The organism is Thermomonospora catenispora, from assembly GCF_006363815.1.
Lineage (GTDB): Bacteria > Actinomycetota > Actinomycetes > Streptosporangiales > Streptosporangiaceae > Thermomonospora > Thermomonospora catenispora.
On sequence record NZ_RRYT01000022.1, the window covers coordinates 43,060 to 61,591 of the forward strand.

Genomic DNA, 18,532 nt, shown 5'->3' on the forward strand with positions numbered 1-18,532 from the left:
CCTGAGGCGTGCCCCCGCCGGGGTGCGCCGCGAGCAGTACGCGGGGGCGGGGAGAACGCCGGGCGAGGGGTGCGGTAGGACGGGACGACCAGGTGATATCGGCATTGACTTATATAAGCAGCAGCTAATAATTTGGGTTCGTGCATGCGTTCGATGTGCTGGGCGATCCAGTGCGCCGCCGGATCCTGGAGCTGCTGGCCGAAGGGGAGAAGACCTCCGGGGCGGTGTGCGCGGTGATCCGCGAGGAGTTCGGGATCTCGCAGCCCGCGGTGTCGCAGCACCTCAAAGTGCTGCGGGACAACGGGTTCGCCACCGTGCGCGCGGAGGGGACGCGGCGGCTGTACGCGGTCGACACCGGTCCGCTGCAGGACGTGGACGCATGGCTGGAGAAGTTCCGGCGGTTCTGGGCGCCGAAGCTGGACGCCCTGGAGACCGAGGTGGCCCGCGGACGCCGGGAACGCCGCCGGACGGCCGCCGACGAGACGGAGAACACCCCATGACCGATGTCACCGCACAGATCAACGCCGTCCGCCGCAGCGTCGGCACCCGCACCTTCGAGGCGGGTGAGGCCAGGGTCTGCACCATCAGCCGCGGCTATGCCACCACCGTCGAGGACCTGTGGGACGCCTGCACCAATCCCGAGCGGATCCCCCGCTGGTTCCTTCCGGTCAGCGGGGAGCTCAAGGTCGGCGGGCGCTACCAGCTCGAGGGCAACGCGGGCGGCGTGATCGAGCGTTGCGACCCGCCCCACGGCTTCGTCGCCACCTGGGAGTACAACGGGCAGACGAGCTGGATCGAGGTGAAGCTGACCGCGGAGCCCGACGGCCGGGCGCGGCTGGAGCTGGCGCACATCGCGCGCGTCGAGGACCATGCGGAGTTCTGGGAGCGGTACGGTCCGGGCGCGACGGGGATCGGCTGGGAGCTGGCCCTGCTCGGGCTCTTCCAGCACCTCGACAGCGGCCGGCCCGTGGATCCGGAGGCCTTCCAGGCCTGGAACCTCTCGGAGGAGGGCATGCGCTTCATGGCGCTGAGCGGCGAGCAGTGGTGCCTGGCCGACATCGCCGCCGGTGCCGACGAGGCCGCCGCCCGGGCCGCGGCCGAACGGGTGCTGGCCTTCTACACCGGCCGGGAGCAGACCGATTGACGCGCCGAGGGCTCAGCCGGCCGTGGATTCGCTCGTCACGGCCGGATCCTCGGCGTCGGCGGCCTCGACCTCCTCCCGGGAGATCCCCAGCAGGAACAGGATCGTGTCCAGATAGGGGACGTTCACCGCGGCGTCGGCGGCCTGGCGGACCACCGGCTTGGCGTTGTAGGCGATGCCGAGCCCGGCGACCTGCAGCATGTCCAGGTCGTTGGCGCCGTCGCCGATCGCGACGGTCTGGCTGATCGGGATCTGGGCGCGCCGGGCGAACTCCTGCAGCGCCCGCGCCTTCCCGGCCCGGTCGATCACCTCGCCGACCACCCGCCCGGTCAGCTTGCCGTTCACGATCTCCAACGTGTTGGCGGCCGAGTAGTCGATCCCCAGCTCCTCCACCAGCCCGTCGGTGATCTGGGTGAACCCGCCGCTGACGATGGCGAACTTGTAGTCCAGCCGCTTGAGGGTGCGCACCAGGGTGCGGGCCCCGGAGGCGAGCCGGATCTTGCGGCGGACCTCGTCGATCGCCGAGGCGTCCAGCCCGGCCAGCAGCGCCACCCGTTCCCGCAGCGAGCCCTCGAAGTCCAGCTCGCCGCGCATGGCGGCCTCGGTGACCTTGGCGACCTCGGGCAGGCAGCCGGCCTGCTCGGCCAGCAGCTCGATGACCTCGCCCTGGATGAGGGTCGAGTCGACGTCCATCACGATCAGCCGCTTGGCCCGCCGGTACAGCCCCGATCGCTGCACCGCCACGTCCACCTGCTGCTGCGCGGCCTCGGCGGTCAGCTCCGCCCGCAGCGCCACCGGGTCGGCCCCCGACACCTGCAGCTCGATGCAGGTCACCGGGTAGGAGGCCAGCCGCTCGATGCGGTCGATGTTGGCCCCGCTCGCGGCGATCCGCCCGGCGATCCCGGCCATCGCGCCCGGCCGCAGCGGGCTGCCGAGCACGGTGACGTGCAGCCGGCCGCGGCGACGCGGGGAGACCTTGCCCCGGCCGGTGGAGATCTCGATGTCCATCTCGAGGTCGGCGGCCACCTCCTCGGCGGCCGACCACACCCGGCCGATGTCGGCGTCGTGCGGACACTGCAGCAGCACGCCCAGCACCAGCCGGCCGCGGATGACGACCTGCTCGACGTCGACGACGGTCACCGGGAAGGCGGCCAACGTGGCGAACAACCGAGACGTGACGCCCGGGCGATCGTGGCCGGTGAGCGTGAGGAGCAGCGTGCGTTGGGACCCGTCCATGCTGCTGACTACGCTACCGGTCGGCTCGTGCCGCGCCGCGCGGAGGGTCGAGCGGCGCGGGCCCCTTCCCCGGCGTCCGCGCCCGGCGGCCCCGTTCCGCGCGACGGCCTTCGTCCACAGGTCATCCGGGGGCGGGCCGGGGTCCCGGCGGGGACGATGCCGCCCGATCGCCGCCCGATCGCCGCGGCGGCCCCCGGCGGGCCCACCGGATGTGACGTTCGACACGTCCGTCGTCAGGACTTCACCCGACGGGCGGCGAGGACCGCGCCCGCCGCGATGCCGATGAGCAGCACCGCGCCGACCCGCAGGCCGATCTCCAGCCGGTCGGCGCCGAACGCGGTGGCCAGCGCGCCCGCCGCGCCGATCGCCAGCGACGACCCGAGCGTGTCGCTGAGCTGCAGCGCCGAGGAGTTGGCCCCCTGCTCCTGCGGAGCCGACTGGTTGAGCACCACGACGTTGAGGCTGCTCAGCGCCATCCCCATGCCGAGCCCGCCGACGATCCAGGCGGGCGCCGCCCACCAGCCGCCCACCTGGATCGCCACGGCCGCCGAGACCACCCCGGCGGCCACGAACACCGCCCCGGTCTGCACGAAGAACGTCCGCGGGCGCTTCGAGCGCCCCTGGTACTGCGAGGCCGCCGACCAGCCGAGCGACGCCAGCGTCAGCACCAGCCCCGCCTGGCTGGGGGTGAAGTCGTGCAGCGAGGTCAGCGCCAGCGGGATGAACGCGTCCGTCCCGAAGAACGCCCCCGCCAGCAGCCCGCGCAGCACCACCGCGGTCGGCACGCCGCGCCGCAGCCGCAGCGCCCCGGCGGGCAGCAGCTTCGGCAGCCCCCAGCCCAGCCCGGCCAGCCCCGCGATCGCCGCGGGCACCGACGGCCACGCCAGATCGTCGACGGCGTACAGCACCGCCGCCGCGGCGACCGCCGTGACGAGCGCGGGGATCACGCGCCGCGGCGGCGGGTCCTGGTCCGACTCCGGCGCGCCCATCCCGCGCAGCGCCGGGACGAGCATCAGCGCCGCCGGGACGACCAGCGGGATCAGCCCCAGGAACACCCACCGCCAGTGCGCGTGCTCGGCGATGAGGCCCCCGGCGGCGGGCCCCACCAGCGACGGCAGCACCCAGGCGGTCGCGGTCGCCGCGAACACCCGGGGCCGCAGCGCCTCCGGATACACCCGCGCGATCACCACGTACAGCGCGACCATCGCCAGGCCGACGCCGACGCCCTGCACGGTCCGGCCGATCACCAGCACCCACATCGCCGGCGCGCCGCCGGCGACCAGCAGGCCGGCGACGAACACCCCCAGCCCGCTCAGCAGCGGCCTGCCCGGGCCCGCGCGGTCGACCCAGCCGCCCCCCAGCACGGTGGCCACCATGCTGGCGATGAGCATCGCGCTGAAGCTCCAGCCGTACAGCGTCAGCCCGTCCAGATCACGGGCCACCACCGGCATCACCGTGCCGATCGCCATGGCCTCGAACGCCAGCAGCGTGACCGTCAGCACGATGCCGATGGTCGGCAGCCGGTAGCGGCCGGTCAGCAGGCCCGCCCGGGGCGTGGCCGCCTCGGCCTTCACAAGGTCCGTCTTGGATTTCTTTGTCATGCGCCCCCTGCGGTCCCGGCCTCGCCGACGAGACCGCCTCGGTGAGGATAAGCGCAGTCCGGCCCGTCGCGTGCACGGGGCTCGCACGGGGGAGGGCGCCCCCGGCGGCCGCGGTCCGCTCCTTCGCGCCCGCGCTCGGGCGCGCCGGCTCGCGTCTGCTCCCGCGGCGCGGTCCGCTCCCGGTCCCAGAGAGCGGGATCCGGGGCGAGGGTCGGGGACGAGAGAGCCGCTTCGGGAGGGTGCGGGCCGCCCGCCCGCTCCGCCGACGCCCCGGAGGACGATCCCGGGGCGCTCCCGGCGAGGCGTCCGGCGTGAAGATCGACGAGAGCGGTATAACGCCCCGGTGGGACGCGTGGGTGACCGATCCCAGACGGCAGAATGACCAGGTGGTTACCCGGCCCGTCCGGCAGACTGATTCGGCAGGGCCATGACAGAGAGTACGGTCGGCAACGTGGGCACTGAGCGGAGGCTTCGCCGGGAGCCGGGTGCGGGGACGCGCGCGGTCCCGCCGGTGCGTCCGCGGGCGCTCGCCGGGCCGTGGCTCTCGGCGGCGGGCGGCGGCCGGTCCTCCCGGGCCGGACCACGGCACGCGACCCGGTGTGCATCCCGGGCCGAAGATGCACGATCGCGCTTCGACGGCTTTATGCCATCCGCCCCGGTCGGACCGGCGGCTGAACGAACTCCAATGTCCAGATCGTCATCGAAATCGGTATGAACGTAACAATCAAGTATGCGGCAGGCTCCGACATAGGCTGTGTCCGGGAGAACAATGAGGACTCGGCCTATGCCGGGTCTCGGCTCATCGCGGTCGCCGACGGGATGGGCGGTTATGCGGGCGGTGAGGTGGCCAGTTCCACCGTCATCGGGTCGCTGCGCTCCCTCGACGTCGACGTTCCCGTTGACGATCTGGAGAACGCGCTCGCCCGGGCCGTGGCCGAGGCCAACGAGAAATTGCGCATCGCCCGGGAAGAACGTCCCGACCTCAGCAGAATGGGCACCACGTTGACCGCGATGTTGTGGTCGGGAAGGCACATCGCGTTGGCCCATATCGGCGATTCCCGCGGTTATATGCTGCGCAACGGCGAGCTTTTCCAGATCACTCAGGACCACACGATGGAGCGGCTGCTCAATCCGCAGGCGGGACCGGACGAGCAGAGCGAGCACTCCCGGCTGTCGCACGTGCTGTACCGGGTGCTGGACGGGCGCGAGGACCGCGACCCCGACCTGCGCCGCCGTGAGGCGCTGCTGGGCGACCGGTACCTGCTGTGCTCCGACGGGCTGTCCGGCGTCGTGGACGCGCAGACGATCTATGAGGTGCTGTCGGAGGAGGCCGAGCCCGCCGACGCGATCCGCCGGCTCATCCAGCTGGCCCGGGACGGCGGCGGCCCCGACAACATCACGTGCGTGATCGCCGACGTGGTGGAGGGCGAGCCCGGCTCCGTCATGAGCGAACCCCAGATCGTGGGGGCCGCCGGGCGGCTCTGATCGCCCTTTCGGCAACCTTCCCCTGCCCCGCAGGAGACCTTGGACACAGATCAGATTACGGTCTGGTCGCGGATGCCCGATTTGACTTGACCCGGCCTGGGGATCACCGGGTATACGGGTCATCTGGACATTGCCATCGGGGGCGGAGGATTCCATGGCGGGGGCGGTGGACACGACGACCGAGGCGCCGCGAGGCGTCGTCGGCATTGTCGTCGACCGCGTGCTCACCGCTGCGCGGCACGGCGTTCAAGGCGTCGCGTTGCGGGCCGGGGCGATGGCGTTGGCCGCCGTCGCCGTGGCCTGGGTCCACCGAGTGGGCGGTCCCGGCGTGCCGTGTCCGATGCGGACGCTCACCGGGATCCCGTGTCCGCTGTGTGGCGGGACGACCGTGTTCATCGAGCTTGGATCGGGGCACCCGATCCGCGCCGTGGCCGCCAACCCGCTCGTGGTAGCGGCCGCGGTGGCGCTGGCCGTGGCCCCCCTGGGGGCCGGGCGCCGATGGTGGTCGATGCGGCCCGCGAGTCGCGCCGCGATCCTCGGCACCGCTCTGGCGGCCTCCGAACTGTGGCAGCTCGCCCGGTTCGATCTGTTGCGCATGTGAACGCAGGACCGCAAGGCGGGCGCATGGTCTCGTACCGAGCGTCATGGAGCCCGGCGGGTCTGGCGTACGTCAGACGACCACGAGGAACCATCACTTAATAAGGAGTAAGCGTGGGCAACCCCTATGACCCGTACGGCCAGCAGCAGCCGGGGTACGGACAGCAGCCCGGGTACGGCCAGCCCGGCTATGGTCAGCCCGGCTATGGTCAGCCCGGCTACGGTCAGCCTGTTCCTCCCCAGCCGGCGTACGGCCAGCCGGCCGAGATCCACCACCACCACTACGGCCCCGCCCACGGGCCTTTGGCCGAGTGGGGCTCGCGGGTGGCCGCGTCCATCATCGACGGCCTGATCATCGGCGTGCCGGGGGGCGTGCTGTACGTCATCGGCGTCATCTGCCTCGGCGCCGGTGCCCCCGGCCCCTACGACAACGGAAACGGCGGTCTGGTCGGGCTCGGGGTCCTGTTCTTCCTGCTGGCGGCCGTCGTGGAGCTGGCCGGCGCCCTGTGGATGATCTACCAGGAGGGCACCACCGGCCAGACCATCGGCAAGCGGCAGATGGGCATCAGGCTCGTCGGCGAGCACTCCGGCCAGCCGATCGGATTCCTCTCGGCGTTCGTCCGTCGGCTCGCGCACTTCCTGGACAGCCTCGCCTGCTCCATCGGCTACCTGTGGCCGCTGTTCGACGACAAGAAGCAGACCTTCGCCGACAAGGTGATGAGCACCCTGGTCGTCCGCACCTGACGCTTCGCTTCGGCGGCTTCGCACAGGGCGTCCCGGCGGCGGGGCGCCCTGTGGCGTTCCGGGGCGGTCAGCCGACCGGGTCGAAGGCGCTGTTGCAGGCGGCGACCCGGGCCCGGCGCACCGCGCGGTCCAGCACCCGCAGGGCCTCCTCCCGGCGGCTCATCTGGGCGGCGGTCAGCCCCTGCCCCTCCAGCCGGCGGGCCAGGTCGACCACCACGGCCAGCCGCCCGGCCAGCGCCGCCACCCGGTGGGCGCGCGGCGGATAGCCGGGGGCCAGGGTGGCGCAGCGTTCGGGATCGCGCAGATCGGCCAGCGCGTCGGCGATCTGCGGCGGGACCCCGGCGGCGCCGTCCACGGTCAGCAGCGTCTCGGTGACCTCGCGCATCGCCATGGCGAGCTGCCGGTCGGCCTCGGGCAGCGAGGGGACGTCCGCGATCCCCGGCCGGGACCGGTAGCACCGCCAGCGGATCCCCACATACGACGAGCCGCGCCGGTCTTCGGCGGGCACCAGCCCGAGGGGCCCGTCCGGCAGCCCCACCAGGACCGCCTCCCCGGCGTCCAGGGCGGCGGCGTTCAGCTCCGGCGGCCCGGTCAGCCCCAGCGGATCGCCGGGGGCGGGCAGCGCCAGCCGCAGCGTCCGCATTCCGGCCACTCGCAACGCCGCCAGGGCGCGCCGCAGCGGCATGTCCGCGGGGTCGTCCGGCAGCCCGCCCACCACCTGGGGGCAGGCGGCCCGCTCGACGGCGTCGACGGCCTCGTCCAGCCCGACATGGCCGCCCAGCCAGGCGTTCCCCCAGGCGACCAGGGCCGCCGCCGTGTCCCGGCGGGGAGGGAGCGCCTCTGACATGGGGACCACCTTCGAACGTTTGCCGTCTTCGAACGTTTGCCGTGCTCGACGTCATGCCCGACGTCCCTGCCATGGTGGGCGCCGCTTCGGTGCGGTGTCCACTCAGCGCACCGAAGCGGCGGGGCCCGTCCCGGACACCGGTGCAGGGATGCGCGCACGACGACCGAAGATGGCATAGGTTCGTGCTGCGAGGATCGATCCCGGCAGGTCCGGGCAGCGTTGGACAAAAGGAACGAATACGGATGAGCGGCGAGGTACTGCAGCTCCGCGGCGTCGGAGTGAGGCGCGACCAGGCCATGCTGCTGCACGACGTCGACTGGACGGTGCATGAGAGCGAGCGGTGGGTCGTCATCGGTCCCAACGGGGCGGGCAAGACCACGCTGCTGCAGATCGCGGCGACCCTGCTGTTCCCGACCGTGGGCACCGTCGACGTGCTGGGCGAACGGCTCGGCCGCACCGACGTGTTCGAGCTGCGGCCGCGGATCGGCTTCGCCAGCGTCGCGGTCGCCGAGCGGGTGCCCCGCAACGAGAAGGTCATCGATCTGGTGCTGACCGCCTCGTACGCGATCCTGGGGCGGTCCCGGGAGGAGTACGACTCCACCGACGTGACCCGCGCGGTGGAGCTGCTGGAGGCCCTGGGCTGCGCCGACCTGGTGGGCCGCACGTTCTCCACGCTGTCGGAGGGCGAGCGCAAGCGGGTGCAGATCGCCCGCGCCCTGATGCCCGACCCCGAGCTGCTGCTGCTGGACGAGCCGGCCGCCGGCCTGGACCTCGGCGCCCGCGAGGACCTGGTCGCCCGGCTGGGGACGCTGGCGAACGACCCGACCGCCCCCACCATGGTGATGGTCACCCACCATGTGGAGGAGATCCCCGACGGCTTCACCCACGCCCTGCTGCTGCGCCGCGGCTCCGTCGTCGCCCAGGGCAAGGTGGAGGAGGTCGTCACCGACGAGCACCTCACCGCGTGCTTCGGCCTCCCGCTGCGGGTGGAGCGGCAGGGCGGCCGTTGGTACGCCCGGGCGCGGGGCTGAGGGCCCGCGCGCTCACCCCCGCACCAGGTTGACGATCGCGGTCAGGCCGACCAGGACGATGACGGCGCGCAGGGCGGCCGGCGGCAGCCGGCGGCCGATCGCGGCGCCGAGGAGGCCGCCCGCGGCGGAGCCGAGGGCGATCAGCAGGACGGCGAGCCAGGAGATCTCGGCGCCGCCGGTCAGCCAGATGGCGATGAACAGCAGGGCAGCGACCCCGTTGACCAGGGCGGACAGCACGTTCTTGGCGGCGTTGTTGCGCTGCAGGTCCTCGTCGAGGAAGATCCCGAGCAGGGCGATCAGGATGATGCCCTGGGCGGCGCCGAAGTAACCGCCGTAGACGCCGGCGGCCAGGATGCCCAGCCACAGCCAGGGGCCGCCGTGCGGGTGGGTCTTCTCCCGCCGGGCGGCCAGCCAGGCGTTCACCTTGGGCTGGGCGACGACCAGGATCAGGGCGATCGCGATGAGGACGGGGACGATCACCCGGAACGCCTCGTCGGGCAGGCCCAGCAGGAGGGCGGCGCCGATGACGGCGCCGGTGAGCGAGGCGGCGGCCAGCCGCAGCAGGCGGGAACGCTGGCCGGCGAGCTCCCTGCGGTAGCCGTACGCCCCGGCGATCGAGCCGGGGACCAGGCCGATGTTGTTGGAGACGTTCGCCGTCACCGGCGGGACGCCCAGGGCCAGCAGGGTGGGAAAGGTGATCAGGGTGCCCGACCCCACCACCGCGTTGATCCCGCCCGCGCCGACTCCGGCCGCGAAGATCGCCACGGCCTCCAGCGGGTTCACACCCGACTCCCTGGATATGTCATGCCCCGATGGTAGGGATCGGCTCAAAAAGCCGTATCGGCGGGGTCAGGTGACCGTGCGGGACCGGGTGCGGGGCGGCGGGCGCGGTCCCCGTGCGGGGGCGCGGATCGCCGCCGGGCGGGCCGGCCCGGGTCAGCCGGCGTCGCGCAGCGGGGCGTGCTCCTCGGGGCCGGCGTCGTTCACCGGGTGCTCGACCAGGGCGAGGATCCGGCTGGTCATGAAGCGCGCGGTGCGCACCGGAGTGCCGTTGCGGGTCACCTCGCTGACCTCGACCACACCGCGTCGGCTGGCGATCTCCACCCGACGTCCCGCCCGGGTGGCCTTCACCTCGTAGGTCCGGGTGCCCTCGCCGGCGTCGATGACGATCTCGACCCAGTCGCCCTTCATGCCCCCGCTCCCTGTTTCGAACGTATATTCGAGTTATACCCGGGTGTTGCCGGTTTTAACCGTTGTCGTGCTGAATGTCTGCTTGCGGCCTGTCCGCTCGTGCCGTGTCCACCGGTGTTCGCCGGTGTTCGCCGGTGTCGTCTGCTGGTGTCCGCCGGGCGTCCGCTCACGGCACGGGCTGGACCTGGACCATGCCCTCCTCGGAGATGCGGGTGTGGAACGCCGGCTGACGACTGGTGGCGGGCCCGTGCACCACCGCCCCGTCGTCCACCCGGAAGGTGCTCCCGTGCCACGGGCACACCACGCAGCTCTCGGCGTTCTCGTCGGAGACGATCCGCCCCTGGTGCAGCGGTCCGCCCAGATGGGCGCAGCGATCGGCCAGGACGTGCACCTCCTCGCCCTGCCGCAGCACGAACAGGCTGATGTAGCCCAGCCGCCGTTGCACCGGCCACCCCTCCGGCAGCTCGTCCAGCTTGCACAGGTCGTGCCAGCCCAGCGACACCAGGTGCGCCAGCTTGTCGGCGTGGTTGGCCCCCGCCGCCAGCCGGAACGCCAGATGCCCGCCCAGGTAGCCGCCGCTCAGCAGCAACGACAGCCCGGCGAACCCCAGCATCCGTCCCACCGCGGTGCGGCCCTGCCGTCGCGCCACCAGCGACGCCGCGTACAGCGCCGACGCCGCCCCCGTCGCCGCCGCGTGCACCAGCCCGACCCGCTGCTGTCCCCGGTGCAGCGCCGACCAGTCGGTCCAGCCCGTCAGCGCCGTGGGCAACGCCCCCACCAGCCCGGCCGTCACCAGCGTCCGCGCCGCCCGTTCCCCGCCGGGCGTCAGATCCAGCACCGCCGCCGACATCCAGCACCCCATCGGCACGTCCGTCAGCGACGGGTGCGCCGGGTGGCCTATCGGCACTCCGTGCAGCGCGTCCTTGACCGGTCCGGGCCGCAGCACCCGGGAGATCACCGCCGAGATCCCCCGAATGGTCCCGTCCAGCCCGTTCATGTGCTCCAGCCCGTCCACCACATCGGCCGGGTGGTTCCTGGGACGCCGGGTCCCGTGCCGGAACAGCTTGCTGCCCCGTCCGATCATCGCTTCCTCCCAAGGAGACCGGGTGCGATGTCACCGCGACAGGCGCACAAGCCCATCACGACACCCAGCCCTTACCCCCAAACGGGCGCCTCACAGCCCGCATCCCGCCATATCGCGCCATAGGGGCGTTCATCCGGCCTGCGGAGAGGGCGGGAGGGGAGGGATGTCCGGTGGTGCCGAGCCGGAGCCGCACCGGCCGGACGAGGAGGCGGGAGCGGGCGGGGCCTTCGGCGACCGGCGGGACGGGGCGCCGGTCCGGGCGCGGCCGGCGGCCCCTCGGGCCGGGACGCCTCCGGCCACGGTCTCCGGTCACGGCGACCGGTCCGCCGCGGCCGGTCACACCGGGTCTGCGGCGCAGCGGAACCCGGTGTGGGAGGTGGTGGAGTCGGGGGTGTTGCAGGTGCGGGCGGCCACCCGGTAGCGGTTGCAGTAGGTGTGGTGGCACAGGAAGGAGCCGCCGCGGATGACCCGGGCGGTGCCGGTGGGCGGGCCCTTGGGATCGATCCGGGTCTCGGGGGTGTCGGCGGCGTGCCAGGTGGCGCTCCACCAGTCGGCGCACCACTCCCAGACGTTGCCGGAGACGTTGTACAGGCCGTAGCCGTTGGGGGCGTAGGCGTTGACCGGGGCGGTGCCGGTGTAGCCGTCCTCGCCGGTGTCGTGGACGGGGAACGTGCCCTGCCAGATGTTGCAGCGGTGCCGGCCCTTGGGGGTCAGCTCGTCCCCCCACGGGTAACGGGCCTGGTCGAGCCCGCCGCGGGCGGCCTTCTCCCACTCGGCCTCGGTGGGCAGGCGCTTACCCGCCCAGGCGGCGTAGGCGCGGGCGTCGTTCCAGGAGACGTGCACCACGGGATGGTTGGGGCGGCGCTCGATGGACGAGCCGGGCCCCTCGGGGGCCTTCCAGTACGCGCCCGGGACCGCGATCCACCACGGGGCCTCGGGGACCGTGCCGTCCAGCACGGGCGTGCCGGGCGGGACGTGCAGGTGGAACACGAACGACCAGCCGTACCGCTCGGCCTCGGTGACGTACCCGGTGGCCTTCACGAACGCCGCGAACTGCCGGTTGGTGACGGCGTACCGGTCGATCCAGAACGGCGACACCCGCACGGTCCGGACCGGCCCCTCCCCGTCCTCGGGGAACGCGTCGGGGTCGGCGCCGCCCATCCGGAACTCCCCGCCCGGGATCAGCACCATGTTCTTGGTGATCTCGGCGGGGGACCGCTGCGGGATCGCAAAGCCCCACTCCGCCTCGGCGGAGGTGCGCGGCGCGCCCGCCGAGGCGGCGGGCGCACAGCACGCGGGACGCCGGCGGGAGGTCTCAGCCAACGCGCTCCACCGTCACCGGCACTCCGTTGAAGACCGCGTTCCCCGACAGCGGGTCGATCTCCCGCTCGTCGGTCACCTCGTTGACGTTGACGCCGGCGTGCGCGCCCGCGACCCGCAGCCGGGTGCCGGGCCGGTCGTGACCCCACCCGTGCGGCAGGCTCACCACCCCCGTCATCACGCTGTCGGTCGTCTCGGCCACGGCGTGGATCGTACCCGCCCGGGAGGTCACCCGCACCGCGTCGCCGTCGCCGATCCCCAGCCGGGCGGCGTCGGAGGGGTTGAGCTGCAGCGTGCAGCGGTTGCTGCCGCCGACCAGCTGCGGCACGTTGTGCATCCAGCTGTTGTTGGACCGCAGGTGCCGCCGCCCGATCAGCACCAGCCCGTCGGGGGGCGAGCCGCCCAGATCGGCGCGCAGCCGCTCGGCGTCGGCGGCGAAGGAGGGCGGGCACAGCTCGATCAGCCCTGAGGCGGTGCACAACACCTCATCCAGCCGCGGTTCCAGCGGCCCCAGGTCCAGCCCGTGCGGGTGCTCGTCGCGCAGCTTGGCCAGCGTCAGCCCGTTCGGGTCGGCCCCGAAGCCCTCCCCGTAGGGGCCGAGCCGCAGCATCATGTCCAGCCGCAGCTCATATCCCCGCTCCGGAGAGCCCAGCTGCTTGCGCAGCTCCTCGGGCCGCCGGCCGTACACCGGCGAGCCGGGGGCCGCGACCGCCTTGGCCAGCGTGTCGGCGACCACCGCCTCGTCCAGCGTCATCGGGTCGGCGTCGGCCCCCGCCCCCGAGGCGATCAGCGCCAGCCGGGCCAGGATCTCCGCCTCGCCCGGCCGGCCCTCCTCCAGCGGCACCGGCGGCGGCGAGTAGCGGACGTAGTTGCGCACCGCCAGTCCCAGCAGCGAGAGGTCGTAGTGGGGGGTCTGCGCGGGACGCGGCGGCGGCAGGATCACATGCGCGTGCCGGGTGGTCTCGTTGAGGTAGGGGTCGACGCTGACCATGAACTCCAGCTCGGTCAGCGCCCGCTCCAGCCGCCCCGCGCCGGGCGCCGACAGCGCCGGGTTGCCGCCGATCGTGATCAGCGCGCGGATCTGCCCCTCCCCGGGCGTGGAGATCTCCTCGGCCAGCGCGGCGACCGGGAGCTCGCCCTTCACCTCGGGCAGGCCGCGGACCCGGCTGCGCCACCGGCCGGTGGTGAAGGGGGTCTTGCGGCGGTAGGTCGCCACGTGCGCGGGGCGCGGGAACATCGCCCCGCCCGGCCGGTCCAGGTTGCCGGTCAGCACGTTGAGCACGTCGACCAGCCAGCTCGCGAGGGTGCCGTGGGCCTGGGTGCAGGTGCCGATCCGGCCGTAGACGGCGGCCCGCTCCGCGCCGGCCAGCTCGCGGGCCATCCGGCGGATCTCCAGCGGGCGGATCCCGGTGACGCCGGCGACCAGCTCGGGGGTGAAGCCGGCCACCAGGGCGCGCAGCTCCTCCAGCCCGCGCACCCGTCCCTCCAGCGCCCCCAACGTCACCAGGTTCTCGGCGAACAGGGTGTGCGCCAGCGCCAGCAGCAGATGCGCGTCCGTGCCCGGCCGGATGAAGACGTGCCGGTCGGCCAGCGCGGCGGTGCGGGTCCGCCGGGGGTCGACGACGGTGACCGTGCCGCCGCGCGCGCGGATCGCCCGGAGCCGGCCGGCGAAGTCCGGGGCCGAGCACAGGCTGCCGTTGGACTCCAGCGGGTTGGCCCCCAGCATCAGCAGGTGGTCGGTGCGGTCCAGGTCCGGCACCGGGATCGCGCCCGGGTCGCCGAACATGTGGCCCACGCTGACGTGCTTGGGCATCTGGTCGGCGGTGCTGGCGGTGTAGAAGTTCCGGGTGCCCAGCGCCTTGACCAGCGCCCCCGCGTACAGCGGCCCGGCGATCGAGTGGGCGGTGGGGTTGCCGATGTAGACGGCCACCGCGTCCTTGCCGTGCCGCCGCACGACGTCCCGCAGCCGTCGCTCCACGGTCGCGAAGGCCTCGGCCCACCCGGCCGGGACGTGCCCGGACCCCTCCGAGCGCAGCAGCGGGGCGGTCAGCCGGTCCGGGTCGCCGTCGAGCCCGCCGAGCGTGGCGCCCTTGGGACACAGGAAGCCCTTGCTGAACGGGTCGGCCTTGTCCCCTCGGACGCGGGTCACCCGGTCGCCGTCGAGGGTGAGCTCGAGCCCGCACAGGGCTTCGCATAGCGGGCAAGTCCGGTACGCCGTGCGACTCATGGGCACGCTCCTCCAAAGTCCGCGGACACGCCCCATCATGTCCCGGGTGCATCAAAGGCGCCATGACCCCGCAGGGAACCCCGGAGCGGCCGCACGGTCCGGCCGCGGCGCCGGCGGCATGAAGGAGCCCTCTCCTCACGCCGGGGATTCGGCGTTCCCGCACGTCCTGCGGGCGGACGCCGAGCCGCTCCACACGGGGGCCAGCGCCGCGCGCCGGATGCGCGGCTCGATCGCGCCCTCCCCGCCCGGCGGCGTCGCGCCCTCCCCGCCCGGCGGCGGGGCGGGCTCGCCCGCCTCCCGGTGCGGCGGCGGGCGCCCCGCCGGCCTCGGGGCGCGACCGTTGCGCGACCGATGCCCGCCCGATGCGCGACCGTTGCGCGTCCGGGGAAATGAACGACGGAACGAGCCGTGGACACATCGCGTCGAATCAGGTGGAAGCGGCCATCACTCGGCGTCCGTTTGCGGATACGGTTGAGGCGTCGGGGTTGTGGTCCGTACACGGCCCAGGGGGTGGTCATGGACGACTGGCTGATCTGGCTGATCGTGGCCGCCGTGCTGGGCATCGCCGAGTTGTTCACGCTGACTTTGGCGTCGGGGCTGTTGGCGGTCGCCGCGGTGGCCGCCGCCGTGGCCGGGGCGCTCGGGGCGTCCGTGCTCCTCCAGGCACTGGTGTTCGTGACCGCGGCCGCGGCCGGGCTCGGCGTGGTCCGCCCGGTCGCGCAACGCCACATCATGCAGCCGCCGCCGCTGCGCACCGGGACCGCCGCGCTGGTCGGCAAGCAGGCCCTCACCCTCACCGAGGTCTCCAAGAAGGGCGGCCTGGTACGGCTGGCCGGCGAGGAGTGGACCGCCCGCCCCTATGACCCGGATCTGGTGATCCCCGCCGACGCCGAAGTCGACGTGCTCGCCATCGAGGGGGCCATCGCCCTCGTCTACCCCAGGGAGTGACCGTGGCCGGACTGACAGTCGGGATCATCGCCGCGCTGATCGTGATCATCGTGGTCTTCCGCACCGTGCGCATCGTTCCGCAGGCGCATGCGGCGAACGTGGAGCGGCTGGGACGCTACCTGCGCACGCTGGAGGCCGGCCTGAACTTCGTCGTGCCCTTCATCGACCGGGTGCGACCGATGATCGACCTGCGCGAGCAGGTGGTCTCGTTCCCGCCGCAACCGGTGATCACCGAGGACAACCTGGTCGTGCACATCGACACCGTGCAGTACTTCCAGGTCACCGACCCGCGTGCGGCCGAGTACGAGATCGCCGACTACATCCAGGCGATCGAGCAGCTCACCATCACCACGCTCCGGAACGTCATCGGCAGCCTGGACCTGGAGGCCACGCTGACCTCCCGGGAGCAGATCAGCACCCAGCTGCGCGCGGTGCTGGACGAGGCCTCCACCAAGTGGGGCGTGCGGGTGAACCGGGTCGAGATCAAGGCCATCGACCCGCCGCCGACCATCCAGGAGGCGATGGAGAAGCAGATGCGCGCCGAGCGGGACAAGCGGGCGGCGATCCTGACCGCCGAGGGCGCCCGCCAGTCGGCCATCCTGAACGCCGAGGGCGCCAAGCAGGCCGCTATCCTGCGCGCCGAGGGCGCCAAGCAGGCCGCCATCCTGGAGGCCGAGGGCCAGTCGGAGGCCATCGGCCGCGTGTTCAGCGCCATCCACCGGCACGACGCCGACCCCAAGCTGCTGGCCTACCAGTACCTGCAGATGCTGCCCGAGCTGGCCAAGGGCGAGAACAACACGTTCTTCGTCATCCCCAGCGAGGTCACCAGCGCCCTGCAGGCCGTCTCCAAGGCGTTCGGCGGCTCGACCGAAGGGGCGACCAAGGTCCCCGCCGAGCCGGAGCAGGCGGCCGAGTCCGACGGCGCCTCCGAGGGCGCCGAGCAGGAGGGACCGCGGGAGCTGTCGGCCCCCGCGGCCGAGCCGACGGCCTACCGGCTGCAGTCCGAGAGCCAGTCGCGGTCCGAGCAGGCGCCCACCACTCCCTGACGACGCACCACCCATCCCACATGAGGCCGCCCCGGTGGGGCGGCCTCTTTTCTGTGATGGCGCGATCGCACAGCGTACACTGCGGCGTGGTCGTCGCCGCGTGACGGCCGATCGTGGATGAGGCGACTCGACCTGTCGGAGCCGACCGTTGCGGGTCTTCATGCGTGCCGTGGGCGAACTGTGCGTCACCGCCGCGCTGCTGCTCGCCCTGTTCGCCGCGTATCTGCTGTGGGGCACCGCCCGGCACCTCGACCGGGAGCAGGAGCGGCTGCTGCGGGAGCTGATCCGCACCTGGGAGGCCCCGCCCGGCACCGCCGGAGGGGTCCGGCGGGGCGACGGCGTGGCGCTGATCCACATCCCCACCCTGGGCGACGACGTCCGGCACGTGATCGTGGAGGGCGTCGCGGCGGCCGACCTGCGCAAGGGGCCGGGCCACTATCCGGGCACGGCGATGCCGGGACGACGCGGCAACTTCGTGGTCGCCGGGCACCGCACCGCCTACGGCGGCCCGTTCCGCCGGCTCGACGAGCTGGACATCGGGGATGAGATCGTCGTCGACACCCGGCGCTGGCGGTTCACCTACCGGGTGACGCAGCGGCGCGTGGTGCCGCCGACCGCCTCGGAGGCGATCGCGCAGGTGCCGTTCCGGCCGGGCCGCAAGCCCACCGGACGGTACATCACCCTCACCACCTGCCATCCGCGTCATCTGGCGACCGAACGCCTGGTCGTCGTCGGGGAGCTGGCCGGGCGCGCCCCCAGGGAGCGGCCGGTCACGCTCTCCTGACGAGCGGGGCGCGGGACGACGTGCTCGACGACGCGCAGAATGACGTGCCGGACAACGCTCGGACGGCACGCGGGGTCGCCGGGACCGGCGCGGGCGGCGGACGAGCCGCGCCCACGGCGTCGCCGACGAATCCGCTCGATGCGCCTCGCCGGTCGCCCGATGGCCTTCTCGGGGGTTCGCCGGGCGTTTATCGCGTTTATTGCGTTGAGCGTCCTGCGGCCCTTTGTGGATCATCGGTGGCATGAGCCATCGGGCCAATTTCGTGGTGGTGGACGAAGAAGGCTGGCGGTTGTATTACGGGCGTTGGTCCGCCACTCGTATACGCGAGATTCTGATCGGCGGTCCGGTGTCGGCGACCCAGACCATTTGGGTGGACGACCTGTGCGAGGACCGGGAGAACGACTGGCTGGACGATGTGTGGGCCGAGGCCGGCGCCGTGGTGGACCACACCGCACGCCGGCTCCACTTCTACGGATGGGTGGAGCTGTACGCCCTCCCGGACAGGCGGGCGTACCTGCGGTTTCTGGAACTGACCTGGCCGGGGTGGGAGATCCGCTGGGCCTATGGCCGCCTCGCCGAGTTGGCCGCCACGGTGGGCGTGAAGCTGCGGACGGAGCAGCCCTACGAATGGGAGCTGGCGGAGCCTTTGAAGACCGGTTCGCAGTGGGTGCGTCATCTGCTCACCGTCCGGGACGCCGACGGCGAGCTGACCGTCTACCCGCTGACGGACCCCTACCGCCACCCCGCCTGGCGGGGACCGGCCCTGCTGGAGCGGCTGCCCGAGCAGGGACTGCGCGAGGTGGAGCTGTCGGAGTGGCCGACGGGAGGGGGCCTGCACGTCGACGTGCAGGAGCGCACGGTCGAGGCGTGGGTGTCCTGCACGGCCGGGAGCATGGTCTCCCGGCTGGCCGAGCGGTGGCCCGGCTGGCGGGTGCGGTTCTGCGGGGACCGGTTCGAGGAGCAGGAGGCGCGGTGCGGGGGCGCGGTGACGTTCCCCGTGCTGGATCTGAAGGCCGCCCTGCGGGAGCTGGCGGAGTCGATGAGAGGGATCTACAAGAGAGACCCGATGGCCCGTCTGCTGGACGAAGTGCTGCGGATCACCGAGCCGGACACGGAGCCGGGCCCCGGGTCCGCCGCCCGGCGTCGGATCGAGCCGACCCCGGAGGAGTGGGCCGCGCTGCAGCGAGCGGCCGCCGAGCTGAACGAACGCCTGTGACGGCCGGGCCGGGCGCCCGGCCGTCGTTTTTGCG

Annotated in this window: 18 protein-coding genes; 10 read left to right on the forward strand and 8 right to left on the reverse strand. The window is 73.0% G+C overall.

The annotated features are described in order from the left end of the window. Positions 1-140: 140 nt before the first annotated feature. Together EIO00_RS17250 and EIO00_RS17255 are read left to right on the forward strand one after the other, a co-directional pair. On the forward strand, positions 141-500 hold the full coding sequence (locus tag EIO00_RS17250) for an ArsR/SmtB family transcription factor (protein ID WP_140180210.1): 360 nt from the start codon (positions 141-143) through the stop codon (positions 498-500). Further along, positions 497-1,144, forward strand: coding sequence for an SRPBCC family protein (locus tag EIO00_RS17255; protein ID WP_140180212.1), 648 nt, complete (start codon positions 497-499; stop codon positions 1,142-1,144). Before EIO00_RS17250 ends, EIO00_RS17255 begins: the two co-directional genes overlap by 4 nt. A 12-nt stretch (positions 1,145-1,156) precedes the next feature. Here EIO00_RS17255 and serB read toward each other — a convergent pair whose 3' ends face one another. Both serB and EIO00_RS17265 read right to left on the reverse strand, forming a co-directional pair. Beyond that, positions 1,157-2,377, reverse strand: a complete 1,221-nt coding sequence (gene serB, locus EIO00_RS17260; protein WP_140180214.1) for a phosphoserine phosphatase SerB — start codon at positions 2,375-2,377, stop codon at positions 1,157-1,159. 233 nt (positions 2,378-2,610) lie between these two features. Continuing rightward, a complete protein-coding gene (locus EIO00_RS17265; RefSeq protein WP_140180216.1) occupies positions 2,611-3,978 on the reverse strand; it encodes an MFS transporter in 1,368 nt (455 codons plus the stop codon). Between the two features lie 711 nt (positions 3,979-4,689). On the opposite strand from EIO00_RS17265, the gene EIO00_RS17270 reads away from it, so the two are divergent. From EIO00_RS17270 to EIO00_RS17280, 3 genes are all read left to right on the forward strand, one after another. Continuing rightward, positions 4,690-5,463 (forward strand): PP2C family protein-serine/threonine phosphatase, encoded by a 774-nt coding sequence (locus EIO00_RS17270; protein WP_140180218.1) that lies wholly within the window; start codon positions 4,690-4,692, stop codon positions 5,461-5,463. A 154-nt stretch (positions 5,464-5,617) separates the two neighbouring features. After that, entirely contained in the window at positions 5,618-6,064 is a 447-nt protein-coding gene (locus EIO00_RS17275) for a DUF2752 domain-containing protein (protein WP_140180220.1), read from the forward strand. A gap of 110 nt (positions 6,065-6,174) precedes the next feature. Then, complete coding sequence (locus tag EIO00_RS17280; RefSeq protein WP_140180222.1) at positions 6,175-6,804, forward strand: RDD family protein; 630 nt, start codon at positions 6,175-6,177, stop codon at positions 6,802-6,804. A gap of 67 nt (positions 6,805-6,871) precedes the next feature. Here EIO00_RS17280 and EIO00_RS17285 read toward each other — a convergent pair whose 3' ends face one another. Next, positions 6,872-7,651 (reverse strand): hypothetical protein, encoded by a 780-nt coding sequence (locus EIO00_RS17285; protein ID WP_140180224.1) that lies wholly within the window; start codon positions 7,649-7,651, stop codon positions 6,872-6,874. Positions 7,652-7,893: 242 nt separating this feature from the next. Here EIO00_RS17285 and EIO00_RS17290 point away from each other — a divergent pair, with 242 nt between their 5' ends. After that, entirely contained in the window at positions 7,894-8,682 is a 789-nt protein-coding gene (locus EIO00_RS17290; RefSeq protein ID WP_140180226.1) for an ABC transporter ATP-binding protein, read from the forward strand. A gap of 12 nt (positions 8,683-8,694) precedes the next feature. Here EIO00_RS17290 and EIO00_RS17295 read toward each other — a convergent pair whose 3' ends face one another. From EIO00_RS17295 to EIO00_RS17315, 5 genes are all read right to left on the reverse strand, one after another. Then, positions 8,695-9,465: a sulfite exporter TauE/SafE family protein gene (locus tag EIO00_RS17295; protein WP_140180228.1), complete on the reverse strand. Its 771-nt coding sequence runs from the start codon at positions 9,463-9,465 to the stop codon at positions 8,695-8,697. A gap of 153 nt (positions 9,466-9,618) precedes the next feature. Further along, a complete protein-coding gene (locus EIO00_RS17300) occupies positions 9,619-9,873 on the reverse strand; it encodes a hypothetical protein (RefSeq protein WP_140180230.1) in 255 nt (84 codons plus the stop codon). 166 nt (positions 9,874-10,039) lie between these two features. Next, complete coding sequence (locus EIO00_RS17305; RefSeq protein ID WP_140180232.1) at positions 10,040-10,957, reverse strand: Rieske (2Fe-2S) protein; 918 nt, start codon at positions 10,955-10,957, stop codon at positions 10,040-10,042. 336 nt (positions 10,958-11,293) lie between these two features. Further along, positions 11,294-12,148 (reverse strand): formylglycine-generating enzyme family protein, encoded by an 855-nt coding sequence (locus EIO00_RS17310; RefSeq protein WP_175596259.1) that lies wholly within the window; start codon positions 12,146-12,148, stop codon positions 11,294-11,296. Between the two features lie 124 nt (positions 12,149-12,272). Beyond that, positions 12,273-14,504, reverse strand: coding sequence for a molybdopterin oxidoreductase family protein (locus EIO00_RS17315; RefSeq protein ID WP_140180236.1), 2,232 nt, complete (start codon positions 14,502-14,504; stop codon positions 12,273-12,275). Between the two features lie 516 nt (positions 14,505-15,020). Here EIO00_RS17315 and EIO00_RS17320 point away from each other — a divergent pair. The 4 genes from EIO00_RS17320 (at position 15,021) to EIO00_RS17335 (ending at position 18,498) form a co-directional block, all read left to right on the forward strand. After that, entirely contained in the window at positions 15,021-15,452 is a 432-nt protein-coding gene (locus EIO00_RS17320) for an NfeD family protein (protein WP_140180238.1), read from the forward strand. Positions 15,453-15,454: 2 nt separating this feature from the next. Then, on the forward strand, positions 15,455-16,498 hold the full coding sequence (locus EIO00_RS17325; protein ID WP_140180240.1) for an SPFH domain-containing protein: 1,044 nt from the start codon (positions 15,455-15,457) through the stop codon (positions 16,496-16,498). A 160-nt stretch (positions 16,499-16,658) separates the two neighbouring features. Then, entirely contained in the window at positions 16,659-17,282 is a 624-nt protein-coding gene (locus EIO00_RS17330) for a class E sortase (RefSeq protein ID WP_140180242.1), read from the forward strand. Positions 17,283-17,523: 241 nt separating this feature from the next. After that, a complete protein-coding gene (locus EIO00_RS17335; protein ID WP_140180244.1) occupies positions 17,524-18,498 on the forward strand; it encodes a hypothetical protein in 975 nt (324 codons plus the stop codon). Positions 18,499-18,532: the final 34 nt, after the last annotated feature.

Bases quoted from the DNA above. Each gene is read 5' to 3' on its own strand.
- EIO00_RS17320 (WP_140180238.1), top strand. From the start codon at position 15,021: ATGGACGACTGGCTGATCTGGCTGATCGTGGCCGCCGTGCTGGGCATC.
- EIO00_RS17315 (WP_140180236.1), bottom strand. From the start codon at position 14,504: ATGAGTCGCACGGCGTACCGGACTTGCCCGCTATGCGAAGCCCTGTGC.
- EIO00_RS17275 (WP_140180220.1), top strand. From the start codon at position 5,618: ATGGCGGGGGCGGTGGACACGACGACCGAGGCGCCGCGAGGCGTCGTC.
- EIO00_RS17310 (WP_175596259.1), bottom strand. From the start codon at position 12,148: ATGGTGCTGATCCCGGGCGGGGAGTTCCGGATGGGCGGCGCCGACCCC.
- EIO00_RS17290 (WP_140180226.1), top strand. From the start codon at position 7,894: ATGAGCGGCGAGGTACTGCAGCTCCGCGGCGTCGGAGTGAGGCGCGAC.
- EIO00_RS17270 (WP_140180218.1), top strand. From the start codon at position 4,690: ATGAACGTAACAATCAAGTATGCGGCAGGCTCCGACATAGGCTGTGTC.
- EIO00_RS17285 (WP_140180224.1), bottom strand. From the start codon at position 7,651: ATGTCAGAGGCGCTCCCTCCCCGCCGGGACACGGCGGCGGCCCTGGTC.
- EIO00_RS17335 (WP_140180244.1), top strand. From the start codon at position 17,524: ATGAGCCATCGGGCCAATTTCGTGGTGGTGGACGAAGAAGGCTGGCGG.
- serB (WP_140180214.1), bottom strand. From the start codon at position 2,377: ATGGACGGGTCCCAACGCACGCTGCTCCTCACGCTCACCGGCCACGAT.
- EIO00_RS17265 (WP_140180216.1), bottom strand. From the start codon at position 3,978: ATGACAAAGAAATCCAAGACGGACCTTGTGAAGGCCGAGGCGGCCACG.
- EIO00_RS17330 (WP_140180242.1), top strand. From the start codon at position 16,659: ATGCGTGCCGTGGGCGAACTGTGCGTCACCGCCGCGCTGCTGCTCGCC.
- EIO00_RS17305 (WP_140180232.1), bottom strand. From the start codon at position 10,957: ATGATCGGACGGGGCAGCAAGCTGTTCCGGCACGGGACCCGGCGTCCC.
- EIO00_RS17300 (WP_140180230.1), bottom strand. From the start codon at position 9,873: ATGAAGGGCGACTGGGTCGAGATCGTCATCGACGCCGGCGAGGGCACC.
- EIO00_RS17255 (WP_140180212.1), top strand. From the start codon at position 497: ATGACCGATGTCACCGCACAGATCAACGCCGTCCGCCGCAGCGTCGGC.